Annotated in this window: 21 protein-coding genes and 1 tRNA gene; 9 read left to right on the top strand and 13 right to left on the bottom strand. The window is 57.6% G+C overall.

The features are described from left to right. Positions 1 to 2 precede the first annotated feature (2 nt). On the bottom strand, positions 3 to 1,571 hold the full coding sequence (locus BQ9846_RS03845; RefSeq protein ID WP_210433166.1) for an NADH-quinone oxidoreductase subunit L: 1,569 nt from the start codon (positions 1,569 to 1,571) through the stop codon (positions 3 to 5). Positions 1,572 to 1,693: 122 nt separating this feature from the next. On the opposite strand from BQ9846_RS03845, the gene BQ9846_RS03850 reads away from it, so the two are divergent. After that, complete coding sequence (locus BQ9846_RS03850) at positions 1,694 to 2,599, top strand: LysR family transcriptional regulator (protein ID WP_075879278.1); 906 nt, start codon at positions 1,694 to 1,696, stop codon at positions 2,597 to 2,599. Between the two features lie 161 nt (positions 2,600 to 2,760). Here the strand turns inward: BQ9846_RS03850 and hglS are convergent, their stop codons facing one another. The 3 genes from hglS to BQ9846_RS03865 all read right to left on the bottom strand — a co-directional run bounded on the left by hglS (position 2,761) and on the right by BQ9846_RS03865 (position 5,309). Further along, on the bottom strand, positions 2,761 to 4,116 hold the full coding sequence (hglS, locus tag BQ9846_RS03855; protein ID WP_075879279.1) for a 2-oxoadipate dioxygenase/decarboxylase HglS: 1,356 nt from the start codon (positions 4,114 to 4,116) through the stop codon (positions 2,761 to 2,763). Positions 4,117 to 4,172: 56 nt separating this feature from the next. Further along, positions 4,173 to 4,679: an opioid growth factor receptor-related protein gene (locus tag BQ9846_RS03860; protein ID WP_235818899.1), complete on the bottom strand. Its 507-nt coding sequence runs from the start codon at positions 4,677 to 4,679 to the stop codon at positions 4,173 to 4,175. Between the two features lie 553 nt (positions 4,680 to 5,232). After that, positions 5,233 to 5,309, bottom strand: a tRNA-Pro gene (locus tag BQ9846_RS03865). 164 nt (positions 5,310 to 5,473) lie between these two features. Here BQ9846_RS03865 and BQ9846_RS03870 point away from each other — a divergent pair. Then, on the top strand, positions 5,474 to 7,102 hold the full coding sequence (locus BQ9846_RS03870; RefSeq protein ID WP_075879280.1) for a BCCT family transporter: 1,629 nt from the start codon (positions 5,474 to 5,476) through the stop codon (positions 7,100 to 7,102). Between the two features lie 15 nt (positions 7,103 to 7,117). Here BQ9846_RS03870 and ppnN read toward each other — a convergent pair whose 3' ends face one another. Further along, entirely contained in the window at positions 7,118 to 8,500 is a 1,383-nt protein-coding gene (ppnN, locus tag BQ9846_RS03875; RefSeq protein WP_075879281.1) for a nucleotide 5'-monophosphate nucleosidase PpnN, read from the bottom strand. A gap of 142 nt (positions 8,501 to 8,642) precedes the next feature. Between ppnN and BQ9846_RS03880 the strand changes: the two genes are divergently transcribed. Then, positions 8,643 to 9,548 (top strand): LysR family transcriptional regulator, encoded by a 906-nt coding sequence (locus tag BQ9846_RS03880; protein ID WP_075879282.1) that lies wholly within the window; start codon positions 8,643 to 8,645, stop codon positions 9,546 to 9,548. Here the strand turns inward: BQ9846_RS03880 and gcvP are convergent. After that, complete coding sequence (gcvP, locus tag BQ9846_RS03885) at positions 9,545 to 12,484, bottom strand: aminomethyl-transferring glycine dehydrogenase (RefSeq protein ID WP_075879283.1); 2,940 nt, start codon at positions 12,482 to 12,484, stop codon at positions 9,545 to 9,547. The two genes, BQ9846_RS03880 and gcvP, sit on opposite strands and share 4 nt — an antisense overlap. A 109-nt stretch (positions 12,485 to 12,593) precedes the next feature. Beyond that, on the bottom strand, positions 12,594 to 12,980 hold the full coding sequence (gene gcvH / locus BQ9846_RS03890; RefSeq protein ID WP_075879284.1) for a glycine cleavage system protein GcvH: 387 nt from the start codon (positions 12,978 to 12,980) through the stop codon (positions 12,594 to 12,596). Between the two features lie 409 nt (positions 12,981 to 13,389). Here gcvH and BQ9846_RS03895 point away from each other — a divergent pair, with 409 nt between their 5' ends. Both BQ9846_RS03895 and gcvT read left to right on the top strand, forming a co-directional pair. Next, complete coding sequence (locus BQ9846_RS03895; protein WP_075879285.1) at positions 13,390 to 14,796, top strand: alanine/glycine:cation symporter family protein; 1,407 nt, start codon at positions 13,390 to 13,392, stop codon at positions 14,794 to 14,796. Between the two features lie 117 nt (positions 14,797 to 14,913). Continuing rightward, a complete protein-coding gene (gene gcvT, locus BQ9846_RS03900) occupies positions 14,914 to 16,044 on the top strand; it encodes a glycine cleavage system aminomethyltransferase GcvT (protein WP_075879286.1) in 1,131 nt (376 codons plus the stop codon). Positions 16,045 to 16,144: 100 nt separating this feature from the next. Here the strand turns inward: gcvT and BQ9846_RS03905 are convergent, their stop codons facing one another. From BQ9846_RS03905 to BQ9846_RS03915, 3 genes are all read right to left on the bottom strand, one after another. Further along, complete coding sequence (locus BQ9846_RS03905) at positions 16,145 to 17,047, bottom strand: murein hydrolase activator EnvC family protein (protein ID WP_144049377.1); 903 nt, start codon at positions 17,045 to 17,047, stop codon at positions 16,145 to 16,147. 23 nt (positions 17,048 to 17,070) lie between these two features. Beyond that, positions 17,071 to 17,952: an acyltransferase gene (locus BQ9846_RS03910; RefSeq protein ID WP_075879287.1), complete on the bottom strand. Its 882-nt coding sequence runs from the start codon at positions 17,950 to 17,952 to the stop codon at positions 17,071 to 17,073. A gap of 105 nt (positions 17,953 to 18,057) precedes the next feature. After that, complete coding sequence (locus BQ9846_RS03915; RefSeq protein ID WP_075879288.1) at positions 18,058 to 18,945, bottom strand: LysR family transcriptional regulator; 888 nt, start codon at positions 18,943 to 18,945, stop codon at positions 18,058 to 18,060. 198 nt (positions 18,946 to 19,143) lie between these two features. Between BQ9846_RS03915 and BQ9846_RS03920 the strand changes: the two genes are divergently transcribed. Next, positions 19,144 to 19,842, top strand: a complete 699-nt coding sequence (locus BQ9846_RS03920) for a CoA transferase subunit A (protein WP_075879289.1) — start codon at positions 19,144 to 19,146, stop codon at positions 19,840 to 19,842. 118 nt (positions 19,843 to 19,960) lie between these two features. After that, positions 19,961 to 20,629, top strand: a complete 669-nt coding sequence (locus BQ9846_RS03925) for a CoA transferase subunit B (protein ID WP_075879290.1) — start codon at positions 19,961 to 19,963, stop codon at positions 20,627 to 20,629. A gap of 67 nt (positions 20,630 to 20,696) precedes the next feature. On the opposite strand, the gene BQ9846_RS03930 is transcribed toward BQ9846_RS03925, so the two are convergent. Both BQ9846_RS03930 and BQ9846_RS03935 read right to left on the bottom strand, forming a co-directional pair. Beyond that, entirely contained in the window at positions 20,697 to 21,494 is a 798-nt protein-coding gene (locus tag BQ9846_RS03930) for a VOC family protein (RefSeq protein WP_075879291.1), read from the bottom strand. Positions 21,495 to 21,605: 111 nt separating this feature from the next. Then, the gene (locus BQ9846_RS03935; RefSeq protein WP_075879292.1) at positions 21,606 to 21,869 is read right to left on the bottom strand and encodes a GrxA family glutaredoxin; all 264 of its coding nucleotides are present in this window, start codon (positions 21,867 to 21,869) and stop codon (positions 21,606 to 21,608) included. Positions 21,870 to 22,012: 143 nt separating this feature from the next. On the opposite strand from BQ9846_RS03935, the gene hybE reads away from it, so the two are divergent. Then, entirely contained in the window at positions 22,013 to 22,435 is a 423-nt protein-coding gene (hybE, locus tag BQ9846_RS03940) for a [NiFe]-hydrogenase assembly chaperone HybE (protein WP_075879293.1), read from the top strand. A gap of 84 nt (positions 22,436 to 22,519) precedes the next feature. Further along, on the top strand, positions 22,520 to 23,293 hold the full coding sequence (locus tag BQ9846_RS03945) for a 3-hydroxybutyrate dehydrogenase (protein ID WP_075879294.1): 774 nt from the start codon (positions 22,520 to 22,522) through the stop codon (positions 23,291 to 23,293). 40 nt (positions 23,294 to 23,333) lie between these two features. On the opposite strand, the gene BQ9846_RS03950 is transcribed toward BQ9846_RS03945, so the two are convergent. Beyond that, positions 23,334 to 23,888 (bottom strand): response regulator transcription factor, encoded by a 555-nt coding sequence (locus BQ9846_RS03950; protein ID WP_075879295.1) that lies wholly within the window; start codon positions 23,886 to 23,888, stop codon positions 23,334 to 23,336.

A 23,888-nucleotide genomic window follows, 5' to 3' on the forward strand; every position in this document is an offset into this window, starting at 1 on the left:
ACTCAATACTCCTGTGTCAGGTGAAGCGGCGCAGGGCTTTCAGTACGCTTGGCGTTCAGGCTTGGCGGCAAGCGCACCGGCCATAGCCGCAGGGTGGTGCGGGTGAACCACTCATCGAGATAGAGCCCGGCATAGAGATGCAGGTTGACGCGTCGGGCCAGCGCACTGTCGCTGCGTGTCAGCCAAGCGTGCAGGCCGAATAGAGCCAGCACCAGCATGGCTACCCAGGCATCCGCCAGCGGATCCAGTAGGGGCACGCTTTCCGGCAGCAGCTGTCCGGCGCCCAGCTTGAGCAGGCTGTAGATCATCAGCAGGGCCAGGGACAGCATCGCCCAGGGCATCCAGCCGATACCGCCATGACGGGCCAGCAGCACGATCAGCGCCATGCTTAGCAGCAGCCAGGGGCTGAAGGGGCCGGCCGGCGTCACCGTCAGCGCGGCCAGCGTTACTGCCGGCACTATCCAGAGCGTGGCCAGGGCCCATTGCCGAAACCCTGTTCGGGGTGCGGGCAGGAAGTGGCGCAGCAGATGCTGCTGGACCGCACTGCCCGCTGCCAGAAAGGCGTGCGCCTTGTAGAAGGAGTGGGCGATCAGGTGCAGCAGTGCCAGTTCATACAGTCCCAGCGCGCACTCGACCAGCATCAGGCCCATTTGGGCGCTGGTGGACCAGGCCAGTCGCACCTTGACGCTGATGCGGGTGGTCATGATCAGCGCGGCCAGTAGGGTAGTCAGGCCGGCGACGCCCAGCAGCAGCCAGCGTGCCGGGTCGGCCAGTGCCAGCAACGGTCCGAAGACGAGCAGCAGGTAGCCGCCGAGGTTGATCACGCCCGCATGCAGCAGCGCCGAGACCGGCGTCGGCGCCTCGGTGACCTGGATCAGCCAGCCATGCACCGGCAACTGGGCACACTTGATCAGCGCGGTCAGGGCAATCAGTCCCAGCGCGATCTGGCTGGACACATCCAGCGGCGCCGTCTGTGCGGTAGCCACCAGCTGCGAGATTACCGCCGTGCCGTGGGCCTGGTACAGCAGCACGAAGGCCGCCAACAGCGAGATCTCTGCCAGCCGCGCCAGGAGAAACTTCTTATGCGCGCCCAGTGCTGCCCGCGGGCGCTCTGGGTAGGTCATCAGGAGCTTGTGCAGGGAGAGGCTGATCATCACCCAGCCGACCCAGAACAGCAGCAGGTGATCGCTGATCAGCACCAGCGTCACCGCCGCCAGGGTGCGCTGCAGCCAGCGCGCATAGTGATCAGCGCGACGATCTCCCGCCATGTAGCGCTGCGAGAACGGCAGAATCACCAGCGCCAGCAGCAGCACGAGTGTCAATAGTGTCAGCGTCAGGGGGTTGCCGCTGAGGCCCGCCAGCGGCGTCACCGGTGCCAGCCACTGCCAGAGGCTCAGTCCGGCGACGATGGTCAGTCCCGCAAGTGGCACCGCCGAGGAGAGATGACACACCGGCACGCGAGGCTGGGTGGTCAGGGCCTGCCTGCGCGAGTGGGCTGCGCCGAGCAGGAACAGCATCGGCACCGCCACCAGCAGCAGGGACATCAGTACGTTCGAGGGTTCGGGTGTCATGAGCGGTCTCCTGAGTCATCAAACAGGGAACGGAACCGACAGTATCACCACTTCACTTCATTAATTTAAATATATATATTTTGACAAAACGTTCTTTTTTATAAATGTATTAGGAGGCCGCCATGCAGCGACTCAACTACCGCCACCTTTTCTATTTCTGGCAGGTGGCCCGCAGCGGGCATCTGACTCGCAGCGCCGAACAGCTGCACATCTCCCAATCAGCGCTCTCCGCGCAGATCCAGCAGCTTGAACGCAGCATGGAGGTACAGCTCTTTGAGCGACGCGGGCGTACCCTACAGCTCACCGCCACAGGCCAGCGGGTGCTGGGCTACGCGGAGGAGATCTTCCGCAAGGGGGAGGAGCTGGAATCCATGCTGCGCCACGGTATCGAACCGGAGTTCCAGCAGCTGCGTATTGGCACCCTCTCAAGCATGTCGCGCAACTTCATCGACCAGTTCATCGCTCCGCTGCTGCACGACTCGCGCGTGCGCTTTAGCCTGCATGCAGGGGCCATGGCGCCGCTGCTCGACGGCCTGGCGCAGCACCGCTTCGACTTGATTCTCACCAACACCGCTGTCTCTGGCGACGACGGCGAACAGTCGTGGCAGGCGCAACTGCTCGACTGCCAGCCCCTGGCCATCGTCGGTCCGCCGCAGGGCCGTCCCGACGGTGACTTTCCCCACGGCTATGAAGGCTGGCGCTGGGTTCTACCGGGCGCGGGCAGCGAAATACGCGCCGCCTTCGACGGCTTTTGCAGCCTCCATCAGTACCGACCGGACGTGCTGGCCGAAGTCGATGATATGGCCATGCTCCGCCTGCTCGCGCGCGACAGCGGCGCCCTCGCTCTCCTCCCCGAAGTCGTTGCCCACGACGAAATCGCCAGTGGCATCCTGGTTCCCTACATGACGTTGCCCAACGTCCACGAATCCTTCTACGCTGTCACCGTCCGACGTCAGTTCATGCCCGACATCCTGCGGCGTCTCCTAGCGCGCGGCGACACCCTGAGCGAAGTGAGCGGCCTCTCGTAGGCAACGCCGTGTCATCTGCTGGAGAAACATGCCCTGAACCGGCAGCTGTAGCAGGCTTTATGCAGCGCTTCCCTAGTGGTAGGCATACATTCTGGCTGAGTGGTTAAACAGAATTTTTATACCGTTATCTTGAAATTTAGGTAGTGGCAGCATCGCTTTAGCTATACCTTCGTCAAAATTGTCTCTTTCGATGCCCGTTCGCGCTCTGCGTAGAGTGATAGCTCGTCAGTTACCGGAGCACCCAACGCGTCTTCAAAAGCATCACGATTCGCGTTACCCGCGTAGGCTTCATTCTGTTTTCCTCCCAGGTTTGATTGAAAAATGCCCGCAGCGCTCACCGGCAAGAAGTCTTCATAAGTAATGGGCCGGGCTTCAACTCGGCCTTGTTCGATCAATGCCTCAATATCGGTATCGAGATGATTTTGAGCGACTTGCCCCTTCTCGGTCAGATGATAGTGAAAATACGCCAAACCCTCCTGGCGCATTGCCTCATAGTTATCAGGGAACGTGGAAAATACGCTTTGCATTACCGCTTGGTGGGCATCGTTATCCAGCCCAACGGTTTGCTTTCGAGCTTCATTAAGCAACTGGTCATAAAGCGCACGCCCTTTCGGCGTTAGCGCCACACCACGCTGCTCAATTTCGCCAAAGCGAGCGGTGTGGGTGCCTTGCTCGTCACCGGCAAAGCGTATCGATTCTTCTAACGCTTTAAAGCTGGTTTGACGCAGCAAAATAGGGCACTCACGGCGCGGAGGCCCTTCAATGACGGCCTTCGGGTTCATGCCCATCTCCGCCATGCGGCGCTGTACTTCGTCAATATTCAGAGTTCGCGGCGTCAGGTGATTAATATGCGGCCCACGAAAGCACACCACATCGGCAATCAAGCGGTGCTCATCATGCAGCGCATGATAGGTAGCCAAGTCAACGGTCGCATCCTGGTGCCAACGGAAGGTTTCCAGGGCTTCTTTCACGAACCGGTCGGCCTCTTCGCGGGTTAACCCACCCTGAGTCTCATGACGCTCGACAAGCGCGCGCGCTCCTGGGGTAAAAATATCGCGCTTTGCCAGAATTTCTTCTGAACGCTGGCGCAGGGCCTTGCTTTCAATGAGCTCTAAACGCAGTAGTGAGGTAAACACACGGAAAGGGTTCGTCGCCAGCGCATCATCGTCAATGGGCCGGAAGGCAGTTGAGTGAACGGGCACTCCCGCTTCAGATAGGTCGTAATAACCGACCGGATACATGCCCATTACGGCAAACAGGCGGCGAAGCATGGAAAGCTCTGCGGCAGTACCCACGCGAATTGCGCCGTGGCGCTCTACGCTCAAACGCGCCAAGTCACCTTGCGCTTCCAGGCGGCGATGCAGTTCAGGCTGCTGGCTAAGCGTTTCTTGGTTAACGCACTCGACAAGTTCAAGCAGCGTACCGTACTGCGGCACTTCCGCTTGATACATGGCCGACATAGCCTTAGAGAAACGGTCACGAATATCATTGGTTGAAAGATAGTTCGGTTGCGTCATTTCGTTGACCTCTCTTATAGGTAGGGCCTCGGATGATCAAATCCATCAGTTTCCTATTAAAACGCATCACGCCAATACGCCAAGGAGGTCTCGGACACCACGCCACGTTGAGTCCCGATGGTTATCACCGCGTCCTGGAAAGCGCGCGCCAGCGTCTCTTGGTGACAAAGGGCCAGCGAGCGGATGATGCGGGTAATCCGCAAGTGATTATGCCCCCCGGCTTTGAGCCAGATGTGCGTCTGCATAGACAGCGACGGCCCGGCGACGATGGTATCGCCGCGACGCTCTAGGCCAAAGAAATCCAGCATCACAGCCAGCGAGCGTTGTTGATGCTCGCGCATCGTGGTGTCTTCTTTAAAAGCGGCTTGTACCGCCGGCGTCAACACAGGCGCAAAGGCATTGAACCGACTAGCTTCCGGAATGGGAAACAGCCACTGAATGTAGTCGTGGGTGTGCTCTAGCCAAAACGGCGACAGCGCCCAGAGGTCCGTTATCATACGGCCCTGATGGTCGGGCGCTTCGCCTCGGTAAAACGCGATCAAACGGGTGTCATTTTGCATCATGCTGCCTCTTTGCGTTGAGTGGCCACTGGCACGTCGGGCGAATGGGTGTAGGCCACCAGTTCACTCGAACTGCCTGGTGCCCCGGCTGAGACTACACACCGTTCTCATGACGATAGCCCAAGGTCTCGAGCAAGGTAATCAAAGTGCCGTACTGACCGTGAACATCCCCGATGATGTCATAATGTGTCACGTCGTTCCGTGGAAGTGTGACCATGCATTCCCTTCTGCGTCAGTAGAAGAGACAGTGTGGCAGGTCGATGCGACATTAAGCGTCGCACAGGCGAGATAAGCTACGCTTGAATTTTGTGCGTGTGATCATGATGCGCAGCATACGTGGTTTGAACGCCTATGATCGCTTGTGGGGCACCCGAGTATCCGCCTGATTGAGGCTTATGTGTAAGACATGGAGTGGCTGTGGCCGCAACGAGGTTGTGGTAAGTGATACTGAGAGCTAGATGTCGCTGGTTGCTGCTCTCGCATGGAACCCATGGGAGCTATAACGAAAAACCGCCACTCGGCATGACCCGTAAGCGGCGGTTTTTATTGAATATTCTGGTCGGAGCGACAGGATTCGAACCTGCGACCTTTGCAACCCCATTGCAACGCGCTACCAAGCTGCGCCACGCTCCGACTGGGCCTTGTGGTACTGCGTAATAGCGCCTCAAGACGGTGCGTATACTAGCGGTTTACGGAGCAAATGAAAAGCCCATTTTCGCTTCTTTTCAATCGCTTGGATTTACCGGTGGCGTGAATGCTAAAGTGAGTGCTTATATCCACACGCTACAAGGGGATTTATGTATTATCGCCAAGCCAAATCCGGGTGGTTAAAGGGAATGAACCCAAGGGTGACGATCATCGCGATCGCCATCATTATTGTAGCGCTGGTTTACGGTGCGTTTTTTACCGCAAGGCTGGAGGTAGGGCTTGCGGTAATGCGAGCGGTGTTAAATCCGTTTCTGGAGTGGTATTACGTGCTGTTGGTGGCCTTTTTGCTCTTTTTTATGATCTGGTTGGGCACCGGGCGGTATAAAAAGGTGCGCTTGGGCGGCGATTACGAGCAGCCCGAGTTCACGTTCTTTTCTTGGGTCTCGATGCTGTTTGCCGCAGGTACCGGGGTGGGCATTCTGTTCTGGGCCGTGGCGCAACCTATTATGCAGTTTCAGGGCAACCCTTTTATCGAAGAGGGCATGACACCGGATGCCGCGCGCGTTGCCATGCGGTTGACGTACTTTCATTGGGGCCTCAATGGCTGGGCGATTTTTTCGTTTGTCGCGCTGGTGCTGGCGTACTTTACTTATCGGCATAAGTTGCCGCTCACGGTTCGTTCTGGCTTGGAACCCATCCTGGGGGAGAGAAACCACGGCGTCATGGGAGATGCGGTGGATTTACTCGCCGTGTTCGGCACGGTGTTTGGGATTGCCACGACCCTGGGGCTGGGTGTACAGCAGATGAATGCGGGATTTAGCGCGGTGCTTGGCTGGGAGGCCGACATGACACTGCAGTTGGTGATTACCGCAGTGATTATGTCGATCGCAACGTTCTCTGTGGTGTCGGGGGTTAAGCGCGGCGTGCGTGTGTTGTCGGAGGCGAACTTCTGGCTGAGCATTGCCGTGGTGGTATTCCTGCTTCTATTTGGCCCCACCCAGTACTTGTTCGGTATTACCATCGAATCGGCGGGCGACTATATTCAAAACCTTTTTAGTATGTCGTTTCATACCAACGCCACGATCGATGATGGCTGGCAGTCCGAGTGGACGGTATTCTTCTGGGGCTGGTGGCTGGCGTGGTCGCCGTTTGTGGGGATGTTTATTGCCCGGGTTTCCCGCGGCCGCACGTTTCGTGAGTTTGTCATGGGCGTGCTGCTAGTGCCGACGTTGATCACCGTGGTGTGGATTGGCCTTTTTGGCGGTACCGCGCTCTACCACGAGCTGTTTGGCAATGGCGGCATTATCGCGGCGGTGGATAACGATGTGGCGTCGGCGCTGTTTGCCACTGTGGCGAGCATGGACCTTGGCATGGCGGGAACGGCCGTTTCTGCGGCACTGGTGGTGTTGATCGCCACTTACTTGATTACATCTGCTAATGCCGGGACGCTGGTGATCAATACGATTCTCTCCGGCGGTGATCCCGAGCCACCCACGGCACACCGGATTCTTTGGGGTGTGGTGCTCGGGCTTTTGACCTCTGTCTTGCTGTTAGCAGGCGGGCTGGAAACGCTGCAATCCGCAGTCATTATGGCGGCGCTGCCGTTTTCGGCCATCATCGTGTTGATGATGGTTGGCCTGCTAAAAGCGTTACACCGCGAACGCTACGCTGCCCGTACGGGTGAGCGCGCGGAAGCACCGCGCGAGCCGTGGGTGGATCTGGACGATGCCGGTAGCACGCCGACCCCCGTGAGTATCGGCGAACGCAACCTCGACTAGATGTTAGTAGGCGCGTTAATTGAGCACGTAGCAGGGCGTATAGGGCTCTCCATCGAGCTTCATGCGCCCTTGTGCGACAAACGATGTCAGCAGTGCATCCAGTCGGCGCATGAGTTCAGGAGCGGCGGTCAGCTCGAATGGGCCGTGGGCCTCGATGGCGCGGATGCCTTGCTCTTTCACGTTGCCCGAGACAATCCCCGAAAAAGCGCGGCGAAGATTGGCGGCAAGCTCATGGGTGGGTTGATCGCTGTCGAGCTTAAGCGCACGCATGGCGGCGTGAGTGGGATCAAACGGGGCTTGAAAATCCCGCGCCACGGTTAAGCGCCAGTTGTAGTAGAAGGCGTCTTGATGGGTGCGGCGAAATTCGGTGACTTCATCTACCCCGCGGCGCATGCGGCGCGCGACCTCGACCGGGTCACCGGTGATGATGGTGTAATAGCCACGCACCTCCTCGCCTAGGGTATAGACCAAGAACTCATCGATTTTATTGAAGTAATCCGCTGAATTCGCTGGGCCAGTGAGGATCAGCGGGAAGGGGATATCGACGTTACTGGGGTGGAGCAGAATGCCCAGCAGATAGAGAATTTCCTCCGCCGTCCCTACGCCACCGGGGAAGACGATAATGCCGTGGCCTAGGCGCACAAAGGCTTCCAGGCGCTTTTCAATATCTGGCATGACGACGAGTTCATTGACGATAGGGTTAGGCGCTTCGGCGGCAATAATCCCGGGTTCCGATATGCCCAGGTAGCGGCTGTTATCGCGGCGCTGCTTGGCGTGGGCGACATTAGCCCCTTTCATGGGACCTTTCATCGCGCCGGGGCCGCAGCCGGTGCAAATATCCAGGTCGCGCAGCCCTAAGTGGTACCCGACGTCCTTGGTGTATTCGTACTCTTCGCGGCCGATAGAGTGTCCGCCCCAACATACCACTAAGCTTGGATCGCGGCCGGGTTTTAAAGTGCCGGCCTTACGCAGAATGTGGAACACGGCGTTGGTGGTGCCGTCGCCGGTGGTGAGGTCAAAGCGGTTGTGCTGCTGAATTTCATTGTAGACGTAGACAATATCGCGGATGACGGCCGAGAGGTGCTCGCGGATACCGCGAATCATGTGCCCGTCGACAAAAGCCTCCGCTGGCGCATTGGTGAGCTTCAGGCGAATGCCGCGATCCTGCTGCAGCACTTCAATATCAAAATCTTTATACGCCTCCATGAGCGCCAGGCTGTCATCGGTTGGGTTGCCGCAGTTGAGGACCGCCAGCGCGCAACGGCGGAGCAGGTCGTGCAAGCCGCTTTTCGAGGTGCGGTGCAGCCTGTTCACTTCGTGCTGCGAAAGCACTTCGAGGCTACCTTCAGGAGAGATGATGCTCGACAGCGTCGGGCGCGGCTGGGGTATATGGCTCATAAGGGGCTATTCGTCCTAGGCTGGTTCGACTGGCAGGCGAAATATTACCACGAGGCTTGGCGGGATACAGCGGCGGGGGCGAGGTGAGCTCGCATGTGTGCTAATATAGCGCCGCTTACCTCGTCACACTCTGGCTCTTGCTATGTTTAATGCGCACTACTTTCGTACTTACATCACGCTGGTAGAAACGGGCAGTTTTACCCGCACCGCGCAGCGGCTGGAGATGACCCAACCAGGCGTCAGCCAGCATATTCGCAAGCTGGAAACCTACCTAGGCAAGACGTTGCTGGAGCGCCAAGGGCGGCGCTTCACTCTCACCGAAGCCGGACGGCGCGCTTACGATTATGCGCTCAAGCTCTTCGCCGAGCACGAACAGTTTCGTCACGGATTGGATGACGATTCGCTAGACAGTGGGGAGTGCCGTATCGCCTCGCCGGGCAGCGTCGGGTTGATGTTCTACCCCTACATTTTGGGTCAGCAGCAAATGCGGCCCAATCTGACCGTTAACTACAGCTTCGCCTTCAACCATGAAATCGTCACCGATTTGATCCATGGCCGTTACGATATTGGCATTGTGACGGAGGCGGTGAAGCATACCGAGCTAAGCTGTGCGATTTGGCATAAAGAGCCGCTATGCTTGGTGGTGCCCGCCGATTTTGCTGGCAGCACGCTCTCGGATCTGATGGGGATTGGCTTTATCAACTATTATGACGGCATCAACCAAGCCACGGCGCTGCTTCGAGAGAATTACCCCGATGAGTTTCGCTCAATGGCGCACTTTCGCCACCAGGGGTTTACCAACGAAGTGAGCATGGTGCTGGATGCGGTCGCGCGGGGATTGGGTTTTACCGTGGTGTCTCGGCTGGTGCTGGAAACCTCTCCCTGGCAGCGTCAGGTCAAGGAGCTTAGCCTGGCCAATGCCGTGGACGAGGTGCTGTATCTGGTACACCGCCGGGGCGTTACCTTGCCCAAACGCTATGAAACGCTGCTCACGGGGTTCCGTGAGCAGCGCGGCCATGAAAAAGCCTACGAGAAAGCGCCCAATTAATCGCGGTACTCGTCGATGCTCGGGCAGGAGCAGATCAGCTGTCGGTCGCCAAAGACGTTATCCACGCGGTTCACCGCCGGCCAATACTTCGCCGCTTTCACCGCCTCGGTAGGGAAGGCGCCGAGTTCGCGGTCATAGGGGCGCTCCCATTGGGCATCCATCACATCCGCCATGGTGTGTGGCGCGTTGACCAGCGGGTTATTCTCCAGTGGCCATTCGCCGCTTTCGACACGGCCAATCTCCTCACGGATACGCACCATCGCCTCGCAGAAACGGTCGATTTCGTACAGCGACTCTGACTCCGTCGGCTCGATCATAAGCGTTCCCGGCACGGGGAAAGACATGGTCGGGGCGTGGAAACCGTAATCCATCAGGCGCTTGGCGATATCCTCTTCGCTGATACCCGAGGCGGCTTTCAACGGGCGGATATCGATGATGCACTCGTGGGCCACGGTGCCGTTTTCGCCCTTGTAGAGCACCGGGTAGCTCGCTTCCAAGCGCTTGGCGATATAGTTGGCGTTAAGAATCGCGAGTTCCGTTGCTTCGCGTAAACCACGCGCGCCCATCATTTTGATGTATGCCCACGAGATCGGCAGGATCGAGGCGCTACCGAAAGCAGCGGCGGAAACCGCGCCGCTTGAGGACTGCACGCCTTCGATCGGAGTAACGACGTGGTTGGCCACAAACGGCGCCAGGTGCGCTTTGACGCCGATCGGCCCCATGCCAGGGCCGCCACCGCCGTGGGGAATGCAGAACGTCTTATGCAGGTTGAGGTGCGAGACATCGCCGCCGAAATCCCCCGGACGGGTGATGCCAACCTGAGCGTTCATGTTGGCGCCATCGACATACACCTGCCCGCCGTGCTGATGCACGACATCGCACACGGCTTGGACGTGAGATTCAAACACGCCGTGAGTCGAGGGGTAGGTGATCATGATCGCGGAAAGCCGCTCACTGTATTGCTCGGCTTTTTGGGTGAGATCCGCAAGGTCAATATTGCCATTGTTGTCGCACTCCACTACGACCACCTTCATTCCCAGCATGGCGGCGGAAGCGGGGTTGGTGCCATGGGCGGAGCTTGGGATCAAGCAGACATCGCGGTGAGCTTGGTGCTGGGCGGCCTGGTAGCGGCGAATGGCCAATAGGCCAGCGTACTCGCCCTGGGCGCCGGAGTTGGGCTGCATCGAGATGTGATCGTAACCGGTAATTTCGACCAGAAAGGCCGCCAGCTCGTCGATCATCTGGTGGTAACCGGCGACCTGATCGCGCGGGGCGAAGGGGTGCAGGTGCGCAAAGGCCGGCCAAGAGATGGGAATCATCTCGCTGGTGGCGTTGAGCTTCATGGTGCACGAACCCAGCGGAATCATCGCGTGTGCCAGCGACAGGTCCTTGTTTTCCAAACGCTTCAAATAGCGCAGCATCTCGGTTTCGCTGCGGTAGCGCTTGAAGGTCGGGTGGGTGAGGAAATCGCTTGTCCGCTTGCAGGCAGCGGGAATGCCGGAGAGGCCTTCAGCGAGGACCTTTTCGTCGAGCCCTGCCACGGAAAGACCATGCTCATCGCCGAGCACCACGTCAAACAGCAGCGTGACATCGTGGGCGGTGGTGGTTTCATCCAGGCTGATGCCCACATCGCCGTCGGCGAAGTAGCGCAGATTGACGTCGTGAGTCATCGCCCGGCCGTGGATCTTGCCGCTGTCCACGCCGCTTAGGCGCAGCGTATCGAACCAGGTGTCGTGGGCCAGCGTAATACCTGCCTGCTTTAGGCCATGGGCCAGTATCGTGGTTAGGCGGTGTACGCGGTGGGCAATGGTGCGCAGGCCCTCGGCGCCGTGGTAGGTGGCGTAGAAGCCGGCGATATTGGCCAAAAGCGCCTGCGCGGTGCAGATGTTGGAGGTGGCTTTCTCGCGGCGAATGTGCTGCTCGCGAGTCTGCATCGCCATGCGTAGCGCCGTGGCACCACGGCTGTCTTTGGAAACACCGATAATACGTCCGGGAATCGAGCGCTTGAGTTTATCGGAGGTGGCAAAAAACGCCGCATGCGGGCCGCCGAAGCCCATCGGCACCCCAAAGCGCTGGGAGCTACCCACGACGATATCGGCTCCGAGTGCTCCGGGCTCTTTGAGCAATACCAGGCTTAACAGATCGGTCGCCACGCAGGTCATTACGCCGCTCTCGGCGGCGGTGCGCAGAAGCGGTGATAAGTCACGCAGCTGGCCGCTATCGCCGGGGTACTGCAGCAGAGCGCCAAAGACGTCGTGTTCGCCTAGGGTGTCGGCGGGGGCGATGATCAGCTCAAAGCCGAAGAACGTCGCGCGGGTTTTGAGGACATCCAGCGTCTGGGGGAACACATCCTCGGCGATGAAGAAGGCGTTAGATTTGCTCTTCTTGTTGGCGCGCTTACATAGCGCCATGGCTTCCGCCGCGGCGGTGGCTTCATCCAGTAGCGATGCGTTGGCAAGCTCCATGCCGGTTAAATCCATCACCACCTGTTGGAAATTGAGTAGCCCTTCCAAGCGGCCTTGTGAAATCTCGGGCTGGTAGGGCGTATAGGCGGTATACCAGCCGGGATTTTCCAACACGTTACGCTGAATCACCGCGGGCATATGGGTGCCGTAGTAGCCCTGGCCGATAAAATTCTTCGCGACGCGATTCTGCCGTGCAAGCTGCGCCAGGTAATCGAGCGCTTCCGCTTCGCTGCGTGGCTCATCCAGCGCCAGCTCACGGCCGAGGCGGATGCCGCTTGGCACCGTCTGCTCGATCAAGTCGGCCATCGACGCCACCCCCAGGGTGTTGAGCATGGCGTGCGTATCGTGGGCATCAGGGCCGTTGTGACGCTTGATAAAGGCATCATGGTCGGCAAGGGCCGCCAAGCGACGAGAGGCGAAAGACGAAGGTTCAGACGTCGCGGACGCGAAGGACTCAGGGCGATGAGACATAGGGGGTATTCCCAAGACGGTTCCAGACAAAAAGGGTGGCCAGGCGGAGCGCCTACCTGCTAGCAAACTGGATGAGACCAGCAGGCGGCAATAGCGGTAAAAGCGGTGTTTAGCTGTCGGCGTCGATGGTGGCTTGGTAACCGTCGGCGTCCAGTAAGCCTTCCACCGCGCCGTCGAGGCGAACCTTCATGATCCAGCCGCCTTCGTAAGGCGCTTCGTTGACGGTTTCCGGGGCGTCTTCCAGGTCATCATTCACCTCAATGACCTCGCCATTAACCGGGGCGTAAAGGTCAGAGGCGGCTTTGACTGACTCGATGACCCCAAACTCGTCGCCTTTGCTCAGCGTTTGGCCCACTTCAGGTAGCTCGACAAACACCACATCGCCCAGTGCTTCTTGGGCGTGGTCGGTGATACCCACGGTGACCGTACCGTCACCGTTATCCAGCACCCATTCGTGGCTTTCAGCGTAGTGGAGGTTTTCCGGAACTTGGCTCATGATGATTTCCTATATGAAACAGTCGTTAACCCGTGCTCGCCCCGTGCTCTCATGCCGAGGCAAAGCGCTTCAAAAAGTAGTGCGCATGTTACCTTGTTTCCTTTAGGAAACAAATTTCTTGTCACCCCCTTTGTTATTGCGGTGAGTTGTTTTAGTTTATGGCGCTGGCTTTGCTAATAGCACTGCCAAAAGTAGCGATTCTTACTGATAAATAACGCATAGGTTATGAGGAAAACCACAATAAAGCGCTACAGTGTGTGAAATCACGGCGTAGGCGTTGAGGCGCGATACGTGACGGCGCATATAATGGTCATCTGAATAACCACGGTAAACGTAGCAAAACAGCAGTACGCCTGCTTACAAAACCAACGATATAAAGCAACCGTAAAGGGTTATAAGGAGAATAGCAGTGGAAACATTAACGAGCCTCTTTGGGGCGATAAATGGGGTCGTATGGGGCCCTATCATGCTGATTTTACTTCTAGGTGTGGGGATTTACCTGCAGCTTGGCTTGAAACTGATGCCGATAAGAAAGCTCGGTATGGGTTTCAAGCTAATGTGGCAGGGGCGGGATGAAAAGCACACGCCTGAAGGCAAGCCCAAAACCGACGATGACGGCGAAATTTCTCCGTTTAACGCCTTGATGACCGCCCTTTCGGCCACCATCGGCACGGGTAATATCGCCGGTGTGGCGACCGCGATTGCTTTGGGTGGCCCGGGTGCGGTGTTCTGGATGTGGATTACAGCGCTTGTGGGCATGGCCACCAAGTTCGCCGAAGCCGTGCTCGCGGTACGCTTTCGTGAAACCGATAGCACGGGCTTTCACGTTGGCGGGCCGATGTTCTACATCAAAAATGGCCTAGGTAAAAAGTGGCTGTGGCTCGGTGGCGCCTTTGCCTTCTTTGGTGCCGTGGCGGCCTTCGGTATCGGTAACACCGTGCAGTCCAACTCCGTTGCCGATGCGATGAATTCGACCTTTGGCGTTCCCGCCTGGTTGACTGGCCTTGTGATCATGGTGCTATCGGGTGCGGTGATCCTGGGGGGTATCAAGCGTATCGCCAAAGTGGCAGGTAAGCTTGTGCCGATCATGGGTATTGCCTATGTTTTAGCCGGTATCGTGGTGCTGATTATTAACGCGCCCCAAATCGGCGAAGCGTTCAGCATGATCTTCTATTACGCCTTTAATCCGCATGCGGCCATGGGTGGTTTCGCGGGTGCCGCGGTAATGGCGGCCATCCGTTTCGGTGTGGCGCGCGGTATCTTCTCCAACGAAGCAGGCCTGGGTAGCGCGCCTATTGCGCACGCCGCTGCTAAGACCAAAAACCCGGTGCGTCAGGGTCTTATCGCGATGCTGGGTACCTTTATCGATACTATCGTCGTTTGTACGATTACGGCGCTGGTGATTCTCACCTCCACCGTTTGGGTTGACGGTGAAGCGGGGGCCTCATTGACCGCGCTGTCATTTGACGCGGCGCTGCCAGGCTTAGGGAACGAGATTGTTTCGCTGGCGCTGGCGATTTTTGCCTTCACGACCATTCTGGGTTGGTCGTTCTACGGTGAAAAGTGCTTCCAGTTCCTATTTGGCACCCGTTCGATCATGCTCTACCGCGTATTGTTCGTGATTGCCATTCCGCTGGGTGCCATGGCGAACCTTGGTTTTATCTGGCTGATGGCAGACACCTTCAACGCCATGATGGCCATTCCCAACTTGATCGCCTTGGCGCTGCTGTCGCCAGTGGTCTTCAAGCTAACCAAAGACTACTTCGACGGTAAAGACATCTTGCCTGGCGAAGAGCTGGACCACGATAAATCGTAATAGTGCGTGGGCAGTTGACGTTGATAATGTGATTAAGGTGACCTAGCGTTACCCCCATCGAGAGTAGGAAGGCACGCAGTGGCTTCCTGCTCTTTTTTCTATCCATGAGGAACTGACATGAGCGACTTGAAACAGACACCACTTTACTCCCTACACGTGGAGCTAAGGGCGAAGATGGTGCCCTTTGCTGGCTACGAAATGCCGGTGCAATACCCACTCGGGGTGAAAAAGGAGCACGAGCACACCCGCGCTCAGTGTGGACTGTTTGATGTTTCGCACATGGGCCAGATTACCGTGAGTGGCGATGGGGTGGCCGAAGCCTTAGAGACACTGATCCCAGCCGATATTGTAGGGCTTGCGCCAGGCGCTCAGCGCTACGGTCTCTTTACCAGCACCGAGGGTGGGATTTTAGACGATTTGATGATCGTGAATGCCGATGACCATTTCTATCTGGTGGTCAATGCGGCGTGCAAAGAGCAGGATCTCGCTCACTTGCGTGCGAACTTGGGCGAAACACATAGCATCGAACTTCTTGATGACCGCGCTCTGCTCGCGCTTCAAGGCCCGAAGGCAGCAGAGGTGATGGAGCGGCTATGCCCCAAAGCATGCGAGCTGGTGTTTATGCAACATTCGCGCTTTACGCTTGCCGAAGGCGAGCTTGCAGGCGAAGAGATCTGGGTAAGCCGCAGCGGCTATACCGGCGAGGATGGTTTTGAAATTTCCGTGGCGGCAGATGCCGCAGAAGCACTCGCCAAACAGCTATTGGCAGAGCCCGAGGTGGAAGCGATTGGTCTCGGCGCTCGCGACTCTCTACGCTTGGAAGCCGGCCTTTGCCTCTATGGACATGATATGGACGCAGAAACCACGCCGGTTGAAGCGGGGCTGATTTGGGCGATTAGCAAGCCGCGTCGGCATGGCGGAGAGCGTGCCGGCGGTTTCCCGGGGGCGGATCTGATCTTGCATCAGGTCGATGCCAAGGATCACTCGCGCAAACGGGTCGGGTTCGTGGCACAAGGGCGGGCGCCGGTGCGAGAAGGCGCGTCTTTAGTCGATGCGGATGGTAACGAAATCGGTAAGGTGACCTCGGGTGGTTTTGGCCCTAGCCTGGGTAAACCGGTTGCCATGGGGTATGTGGAGCGCGAATATGAAGCCATTGATACCCAGGTGTACGCCGAGGTGCGCGGCAAAAAGCTCCCCATGGTGGTGACAAAAACGCCTTTTGTCACGCCAGGCTATTATCGCGGTTAGCATCCGTTATCCGGCTTGCTAGTGCGCTAGATATCCGCATGTGTTCCCCGCGACGCGGACTGTTTCAAAGGACAGTTTCAAAGGTCTGTTTCAATAAAAACTATTTCAGCACCTGTCGCGGGTCGATCGGTTTACCGCCTTGGCGTAGGTCAAACAGCAAGTCGTAACGCTGCGTGCTGCTGTTTTGGCCGACCTTGCACAGCGTATCACCGGCGTTGACCTGGTCGCCTTCCTCCACAAGAAGGGTATCGCAGAGCGCGTAAACGCTCTGTAAGTTATCCGGGTGATGAACAATGACGACCTTGCCGAGCTGGCGCATGCTGCCGGCAAAGCGCACATCGCCCGCCGCAACGGCTTTGGCGTTGGCACCGGCTTGCGTTGCCAGCAGCATGGGCTGCAGCGTCCCGCGGCCATCGGCGCCAAACCGGCGAACAATGCGGTAGTCATCCAGCGGCCATGGCCAGCGCCGCGCCGACGCGGGTGGCTTCTCTGAGACCGAGCCGCTTGCTGTAGAAGCAGCGGAAGAGGCGCTGCTTGTTGCTTTGGGAGATGGATTATCCAAGCGAGCAGAGGCGCGTGAGGCCGGCCCGCCATTGAGGGGCACGCTAATCACCTGGCCGACGCGCAACGCCGTTGGTGAAACCCCTGAATTGGCGCGCTGAATATGCGCGCTTTGGGTGCCAAAGTGGCGAGCGATGGCGGTGTAGGTGTCGCCGGGGCGCACTTGATAACGGTAGGGCCCACCCGAGGGCGCGCGTTCTTGTTGGGTAGGTATCAACAGCTTTTGTCCCACCGCGAGTCTTCGTGGGTCGGCGCTTGGGTTAAAACGCTGTAGGCGCTCTAAGGGAACATTCGCCCGCCGCGCGAGAGCGCCAAGCGTATCGCCACGTTGCACCGATATCCAGTTGCCATTGAGCGTACCGGCCTGCTTAGTAGGGCGTTCAACGCGCTCGGGCTGGCTGGGGTTGCCGGCGCAGCCGGTCAGTGTCAACAGGGCGGTCATGATCACTATGACGCACCGGCCGCTTAATCGTGGTTGGTTCGGCGATCCAATAGCGCCTCTTTTTCCTGCCACAGGGCGTTTATCCATGCGTGGAAGCGTTCCTTATGCTGCGGTTGCGCGTGATAGTGAGTATCTAGCATCCAAACAGGTACTTCCAGCCGTCGTGCGGTGAGGGTGATAGGTGCCTCCTGGCCGCACAGAAACCCCCAAAAGGTGGGGTTGGGGTTTGCATAGCTGATGGTGATATCCAGAATGCCATCGAGTTGATCCCCCAGCAGGTTAAGCACTTGTGCGACGCCGCCCGCTTTGGGGCGCAGCAAATGCCGATACGGGCTTTGCTGCGCGTCGCGCTTGGCGGGGGTAAAGCGCGTGCCCTCGACAAAATTAAAGATAGCGATGGGGTGGTGACGGGCGCGTCGGCACATGCGCTCGGTGGCACGGCGATCAATGTCGGCCAGTTTGGGGTTTTTCTCCATTTGTTCGCGGCTGTAGCGACGCATGAAGGGAAATTCGAGCGCCCAGAAAGCAAGCCCGACAATGGGGATCCAAATCAGTTGGGTTTTAAGGAAAAAACGCGGCATGGGAATACGCCGATGCAGCGCCATGAAGAGCATAAAAATATCGGTCCAGCTGCGGTGATTGGAGATCACCAGCCACCACTGATTAGGGCTTAACCCCTTCGGCACCTCTGCGGTGAGGGGAGGCTTTAGCCAGTGACGCATCCACCACAGGTTGACATCGATCCAGTGCAGCGCGACGGCGTTTAAGCCTTTAAGCATCACGTTTTTCAGCGCTTGCGTAGGCATCAGCAGTTTGAGCAGCGTGAGCGTAATCAGGGGCACGCCCCAAAACAGCGTATTTATGGTGAGCAGCAAGCAGCTGACCACCCCCTTCACTATTGGCATGCTGATAACGCTCTCCCGTTGCGTTTTTTTAGTTGATTCAGTGCGTTTGAATAAATAATGCTAATGGATATTTCACGCGCTGCACAGCGGCGCTTGATGAGGGTATTAGAGGCTTGGCGCTTGAACGGTATCGAGCAGGACATCGCGCAGGGCTTGGGCGGCAACGGAGAGTTCTTGGTGAGTCAAAATGCCCACGCGGCAAGAAACGCCTGGCGTGGTGAGAGGCACGCAGTGGGCGCCGAGTTCGTGCATTTGTTGGATGCACATCGAGGGCACGGCGCTGACGCCCAAGCCATCGGCAACCATGCGCCCCACGGTGGAGAGCTGGTGGCTCTCAAATGCCACGGGCAGGGCGATCGCCTGTTGTTGCAGCGCCTGCTCAAGCAAGCGGCGAACCAGGGAAGGCCGCTGCAGGGTGATAAAATCCTGAGCAAGCAAGGCGGCCCATGAAAGTTCGGTGGCCTCTGCTAAGGGGCTTTGCCGCGACACCACGGCCACAAAGTGATCCTCAAAAAGGGGCGTGAACAACAGGCTGCCGGTACCTTCCGGGGCAAAAGCGATGCCCATTTCCACCTGACGAGAGCGCACCATGTCGGTGACTTCTTCGTTGACCACATCGTGAACGGTGACATTGATTTTGGGGTACTGCTGGCGAAACTTCACCAGCGCCGCGGGGAGAAGGTTGCAAGCAAACGACGGCATCGCCGCCACGCTGAGTCGCCCTAGCTGCAGGGTGAAGCGCTGACGCAGCCGCTCTTCGGTGTTGTCCCACTGCGCCAGTAGGTGCTTTGCTAGCGGTAAAAGCGACTCTCCCTCGGGCGTTAGGCGCACGCTACGGGTGCTGCGAATTAAGAGCTTGCCCCCGAGCGTCTCCTCCAGCCCTTTGATGGCAAGGCTAAGCGCGGGTTGCGAGAGGTGGAGGCGTTCGCACGCCTGGGTGAAACTAAGGGTCTGCGCCACGGCGAGAAAAGCGCGTAATTGTTTGACCGTCATACTGAGTTCGACATCTGTGAAAGGTGGGGGAAATATTGATAAGATTAAAAAATAAATTGATAAGAAAAACAAACTTAACAAATATATCTTCTGGCACAACACTGAACCCACGTTAAACGCTGTGCTGGCGTAGAGAGTGTACCCTCTAATCGTCGAGCGCATGCGACGTTATTAACCAACAACAAGCGAGGCACCACCATGGCGGGATTTGATAAGCGCGTCGGTTCTTACGAAGAAGCGATGCAAGGCATTGAGAGCGGAATGACCGTGATCGCGGGCGGTTTTGGCCTGTGCGGTATTCCCGAGAACCTGATCGCGGAAATTAAACGTCGCGGTGTGAACGACTTAACCGTGGTTTCCAACAACTGCGGTGTGGATGGCTTCGGCCTAGGCCTTCTGCTGGAGGATCGCCAGATTCGCAAGATTCTGGCCTCCTACGTGGGCGAAAACGCGCTGTTCGAGCAGCAAATGCTCAATGACGAAATCGAAGTCGTGCTGACACCCCAAGGCACGCTGGCGGAAAAAATGCGCGCCGGTGGTGCGGGTATCCCCGCGTTTTATACCGCCACAGGCTACGGCACGCCGATCGGCGAAGGCAAAGAAGTGCGTGAATTTAACGGACGCCCGCACATTCTGGAAGAGGCGATCACCGGCGATTTTGCCATTGTTAAAGGGTGGAAAGCCGACCGTTACGGTAACGTGATGTATCGCCACACGGCACAGAACTTCAACCCCATGGCGGCAACAGCGGGCCGAATCACCGTGGTCGAGGTCGAAGAGATTGTGGAGCCGGGCGAGCTTGAGCCGAGCCAGATCCATACGCCGGGTATCTATGTAGATCGCCTGATCCAGGGCAGCTTCGAGAAGCGCATTGAGAAGCGCACCGTGCGTAGCTAAGGCGTAGTAAAACGCTTTAGCGCGACTTGAATGCCGGAAATAGCTCGAAACACTTTCTACTTAGAGACAGTCGGCTGAGATACAACGACGTCTTGAGACAATAAGAGGTAAAGACATCATGGCTTTGACACGTGAACAGATGGCTCAGCGCGTAGCCCGCGAACTGGAAGATGGTTTCTATGTGAACTTGGGGATTGGTATCCCGACGCTTGTGGCGAACTATATCCCCGACGATATGGACGTGATGCTGCAATCGGAGAATGGCTTGCTGGGCATGGGCCGCTACCCGACCGAAGACGAACTCGACCCCGATATGATTAACGCGGGCAAGCAGACCGTGACGGCACGCCCGGGAGCGGCGATTTTCTCATCGGCGGAGTCGTTCGCCATGATTCGCGGTGGCCACGTCGATTTGACCGTATTAGGCGCTTTTGAGGTCGATCAAAACGGCAATATTGCCTCTTGGATGATTCCTGGCAAGCTCATTAAAGGCATGGGCGGTGCGATGGATCTCGTAGCGGGCGCGGAAAACATTATTTGCACCATGACACACGCCTCCAAGCACGGCGAATCCAAGCTGTTGCCGCAGTGCAACCTGCCGCTCACCGGCGCTGGCTGCATTAACCGGGTGCTGACCGATCTGGCGTATCTGGAGATCAAGGATGGAAGTTTCATCCTTAAAGAGCGCGCGCCGGGGGTCAGCGTTGAAGAGATCGTCGAAAAAACCGCCGGTAAGCTCATCGTGCCGGAGCACGTGCCGGAAATGACCTTCGTCGAGGTTTCATAGGGTTGATCTTGCACCACTAAAGCAGAGGAACGCTAGGGCGTAGGCGCAGAGCCAAAAAGGCTAACGTCTACGCCATTTCACAGCGCGTGTGGTGAGGGAGCAAAAGTTCGGCGACGTGTTTGTGATCATCACCCATGTGCTTTTGTACCAGTGCCAAACCGCCCAAGCAGAGACGGTGTTCATCGCCTTCGGCAAACACGGTTTTTTGCGCGGTGGTGAGGTAGAAGCGGTGTTCAAGCAGGTTCGAGACCGGAAAGACGCCGTGGTGCATGCTATCGCCTCCCATCATGCCCGCCTCGTGAAGCTGCCGATCAAGCGTTGTCAGCGGAACGCCGGTCTGCTGGCTATCAAACCCGGCATGGTGAAGACGCGGACCCATCACCGCGAGCCAAGCCGCCAGTGGGTGCGCCTTGAGGAGCGTTTGGTAGAGATTCCAGGTCGGCATTGGCCAGGGGCGCTCTTGGTGAAGCACTGCCTGCAGTTCATCGCCTTTTGGGGGGCCTTGCTGCATAAGAGCGATGAGCGCTTCGCGGGGTGCCTTGCACAGCGTACCGGTTTGCAGCTCGGCCAACACCAGCCAGCTACCGCCCTTTTCCGGCGCCAAAAGGGTGACCAGCAAGCCTTTATCGGCCATCGCATAGTGGCCCACGGTTTCGTATCCCAAGCGTGTCAGCGCTGGGCCAAGATAGCTTGTGCCGTAGATGTCGTGGTTGAGGGTGAGTAACGTGTAGTAGGCAGGGGGCGTATCGGTGGGCCAGAGGCGCAAAGCGGCAATATCAGGGTGCGCATGAACGTAGTCAAGCCATAGCTCATTGAGGAATGCTTCACGCTGTGTTACCGGCAAATGCGCTTGAGGGGAAAGCATAAAGTGATCCTCGCCTAATATAACCTTCACGCGTATGGGAAAAACGGTTTGGAGTCATTATAGGCAAGGCGAAACTGGCGCGTTCAACGCCCGTAAACGGCTGGCGGCAATTTAAGCAGAAAGGGCAGGATGGCGGCGCACGTACTGCTCAAATTCACTAAAGCCGCCGATGTGTTCCTGGTCGACGAAAATCTGAGGCACCGTGTGAATGGCTTTGCCAGCCGTCTTGGCAATGTCTTCTTTGGTAATTCCTTCTGAAGGCATGTCGATGTAGCGGACGCCATCAATTTTATGGTTTTTTTCTAGCTGCTCTGCCAGGCGCTTGGCCATGACGCAGAACGGGCAGGAGAGACGACCGTAAATCACCACGAACATATGCGAGCTCCTATTTAGACCTGTCTATTGAGGCAGTATTGTGGACTACCCCCTAATGTTTCTCCAATAGCGCCATGCTACGTGGGTGATTGAGAGGCGTTATGACACCGTGAGCCGAGTTAGCAGGAGATAGGGCAATAGGTATGCAAGCATTAAGCGCAGATGAGTACGCGTTACTTTCAGCACAGGCACGCAGCTACCGAGACGCGCATCTTAAGGCGTTGAAAAAGCAGCCAGAATATAACCCTAAGCTAGGGGTGGATGCGCTATGCTTTCAACGCTGGCAAGATGAGGTCTTGGGTGGGGAAGGACGGATTGGCGCGCTGATTAGCCCGTGTGCGTTATCGCTGGTGGCTATTCCGGCCGCATCAGTATTGCAGAAAGCCCCCGAGTCGCTTTTGCTCTCGTTGCCCTCGGGGCGCTACCGTTTACACCACTGCTTGTTTGGCGAGTTCGCTTGGTATCAGCGCCAAATTTTAACCGATTTGCGCGGCATTGAGAGCATGCAAGGAGCCGCAAAGCTCGCTCAGCAACTGATGGAGCGTCTCATGCGGCCCAGTGAGTGATTCAATCAGTGTTGGTAAGGTAGAGAATCCTTATCGCCATAATTCCAGTACTTGTGTCCACACGTATCCATTAAGAGGCAAACTATGACAGCAACGAATACTCCCACCCCGCGCGTCGCTTTGGTCACCGGGACAAGTAGCGGTATTGGCGAGGCCGTGGTGAAAAAGTTTTGTGAACTGGGGCATCAAGTGTTGGCCGTTGACTTTAACCCAGCGGGCAAAGCGGTGGCGGAAGCGGCAGGCGCTGCGTTTTTCCAAGCCGATCTCACCGATGCCGATGCGTGTCATGCTGCCGTGGATGACGCGATCAAGCGTTTCGGGGGGGTTGATATTCTGGTCAATAATGCGGGCATTCAGCATGTGGCGCCAATCGAGGAGTTTCCCGAACAGAAGTGGCGGCAAATTATCGATTTGATGCTGACAGCACCTTTTCTGCTCACGCAGGCGGCTTGGCCCTCCATGCGCGAAAAAGGCTGGGGGCGTATTATCAACGTCGCGTCTGTGCATGCGCAGGTGGCCTCACCGGGCAAATCCGCCTATATCAGTGCCAAGCACGGGATGATTGGGCTGACCAAAACCGCGGCGCTGGAAGGCGGCGACCAGGGGATCACCGCCAACGCCATCTGTCCCGCCTATGTCAAAACCCCGCTGGTGGACAATCAGATTGCCGATCAGGCCAAGATGCACGGTATGGAAGAGCAGGAAGTGATCGAGAAGATCATGCTCAAAAACGCGGCCGTCAAGCGCTTGATCGATCCGTCCGAAGTGGCGGAAATGGTCGCTTACTTAAGCTCGGATCTGGCGGGGGCGGTGACCGGTTCAAGTTGGAATATCGACCTAGGCTGGACAGCGCAATAAGCTTGCTTAAAAGCCCACTAAACCCCGCTCACGCGGGGTTTTAGCGTCTGACCGGGCGTTTTTGCAGTTTGCGCTGCAGGGTGCGTCGATGCATGCCTAGCGCCCGCGCGGTGGCGGAAATATTGCCATCGTGCTCCTGCAAGACCTTTTGGATATGCTCCCAGGTAATGCGGTTGACCGAGGGTGGGTTGTCCGCCACTTCGGTGTTGGGGTCACCCTCTTGGCGCTCAAAGGCGCTTAGCACGTCATCGGCGTCTGCGGGTTTGCACAAATAGTTGACCGCGCCCAGTTTGATCGCCTCCACGGCGGTGGCAATGCTGGAGTAGCCGGTCAACACCACGACCCGGCACTTAGGCGATACCGCTAGAAGCTCCGGCAGAAGTTTCAGCCCCGAGCTTTGCTCAAGCTTTAGATCCAGCGTCGCCATGGTCGGCGTTTCAGAAGCCGCGAGAGTGAGCGCCTGATCGGCATCATGCGCTACGCTCACTTGGTAGCCGCGGCGTGTTAATGCGCGGCTCAACACATGACAAAACATCTCGTCGTCATCGATGATCAGCAGGCGCTGTTCTTGTGTTGGTGGTGTGGTCGTCGACAT

It is taken from the genome of Vreelandella massiliensis, from assembly GCF_900155385.1.
GTDB classification, from domain to species: Bacteria; Pseudomonadota; Gammaproteobacteria; order Pseudomonadales; family Halomonadaceae; genus Vreelandella; species Vreelandella massiliensis.

Excerpts from the sequence above, each read along its gene's own strand:
- BQ9846_RS03845 (WP_210433166.1), bottom strand. The coding sequence starts at position 1,571 with ATGACACCCGAACCCTCGAACGTACTGATGTCCCTGCTGCTGGTGGCG.
- BQ9846_RS03850 (WP_075879278.1), top strand. The coding sequence starts at position 1,694 with ATGCAGCGACTCAACTACCGCCACCTTTTCTATTTCTGGCAGGTGGCC.
- hglS (WP_075879279.1), bottom strand. The coding sequence starts at position 4,116 with ATGACGCAACCGAACTATCTTTCAACCAATGATATTCGTGACCGTTTC.
- BQ9846_RS03860 (WP_235818899.1), bottom strand. The coding sequence starts at position 4,679 with ATGATGCAAAATGACACCCGTTTGATCGCGTTTTACCGAGGCGAAGCG.
- BQ9846_RS03870 (WP_075879280.1), top strand. The coding sequence starts at position 5,474 with ATGTATTATCGCCAAGCCAAATCCGGGTGGTTAAAGGGAATGAACCCA.
- ppnN (WP_075879281.1), bottom strand. The coding sequence starts at position 8,500 with ATGAGCCATATACCCCAGCCGCGCCCGACGCTGTCGAGCATCATCTCT.
- BQ9846_RS03880 (WP_075879282.1), top strand. The coding sequence starts at position 8,643 with ATGTTTAATGCGCACTACTTTCGTACTTACATCACGCTGGTAGAAACG.
- gcvP (WP_075879283.1), bottom strand. The coding sequence starts at position 12,484 with ATGTCTCATCGCCCTGAGTCCTTCGCGTCCGCGACGTCTGAACCTTCG.
- gcvH (WP_075879284.1), bottom strand. The coding sequence starts at position 12,980 with ATGAGCCAAGTTCCGGAAAACCTCCACTACGCTGAAAGCCACGAATGG.
- gcvT (WP_075879286.1), top strand. The coding sequence starts at position 14,914 with ATGAGCGACTTGAAACAGACACCACTTTACTCCCTACACGTGGAGCTA.
- BQ9846_RS03905 (WP_144049377.1), bottom strand. The coding sequence starts at position 17,047 with ATGACCGCCCTGTTGACACTGACCGGCTGCGCCGGCAACCCCAGCCAG.
- BQ9846_RS03910 (WP_075879287.1), bottom strand. The coding sequence starts at position 17,952 with ATGCCAATAGTGAAGGGGGTGGTCAGCTGCTTGCTGCTCACCATAAAT.
- BQ9846_RS03915 (WP_075879288.1), bottom strand. The coding sequence starts at position 18,945 with ATGACGGTCAAACAATTACGCGCTTTTCTCGCCGTGGCGCAGACCCTT.
- BQ9846_RS03920 (WP_075879289.1), top strand. The coding sequence starts at position 19,144 with ATGGCGGGATTTGATAAGCGCGTCGGTTCTTACGAAGAAGCGATGCAA.
- BQ9846_RS03925 (WP_075879290.1), top strand. The coding sequence starts at position 19,961 with ATGGCTTTGACACGTGAACAGATGGCTCAGCGCGTAGCCCGCGAACTG.
- BQ9846_RS03930 (WP_075879291.1), bottom strand. The coding sequence starts at position 21,494 with ATGCTTTCCCCTCAAGCGCATTTGCCGGTAACACAGCGTGAAGCATTC.
- BQ9846_RS03935 (WP_075879292.1), bottom strand. The coding sequence starts at position 21,869 with ATGTTCGTGGTGATTTACGGTCGTCTCTCCTGCCCGTTCTGCGTCATG.
- hybE (WP_075879293.1), top strand. The coding sequence starts at position 22,013 with ATGCAAGCATTAAGCGCAGATGAGTACGCGTTACTTTCAGCACAGGCA.
- BQ9846_RS03945 (WP_075879294.1), top strand. The coding sequence starts at position 22,520 with ATGACAGCAACGAATACTCCCACCCCGCGCGTCGCTTTGGTCACCGGG.
- BQ9846_RS03950 (WP_075879295.1), bottom strand. The coding sequence starts at position 23,888 with ATGTCGACGACCACACCACCAACACAAGAACAGCGCCTGCTGATCATC.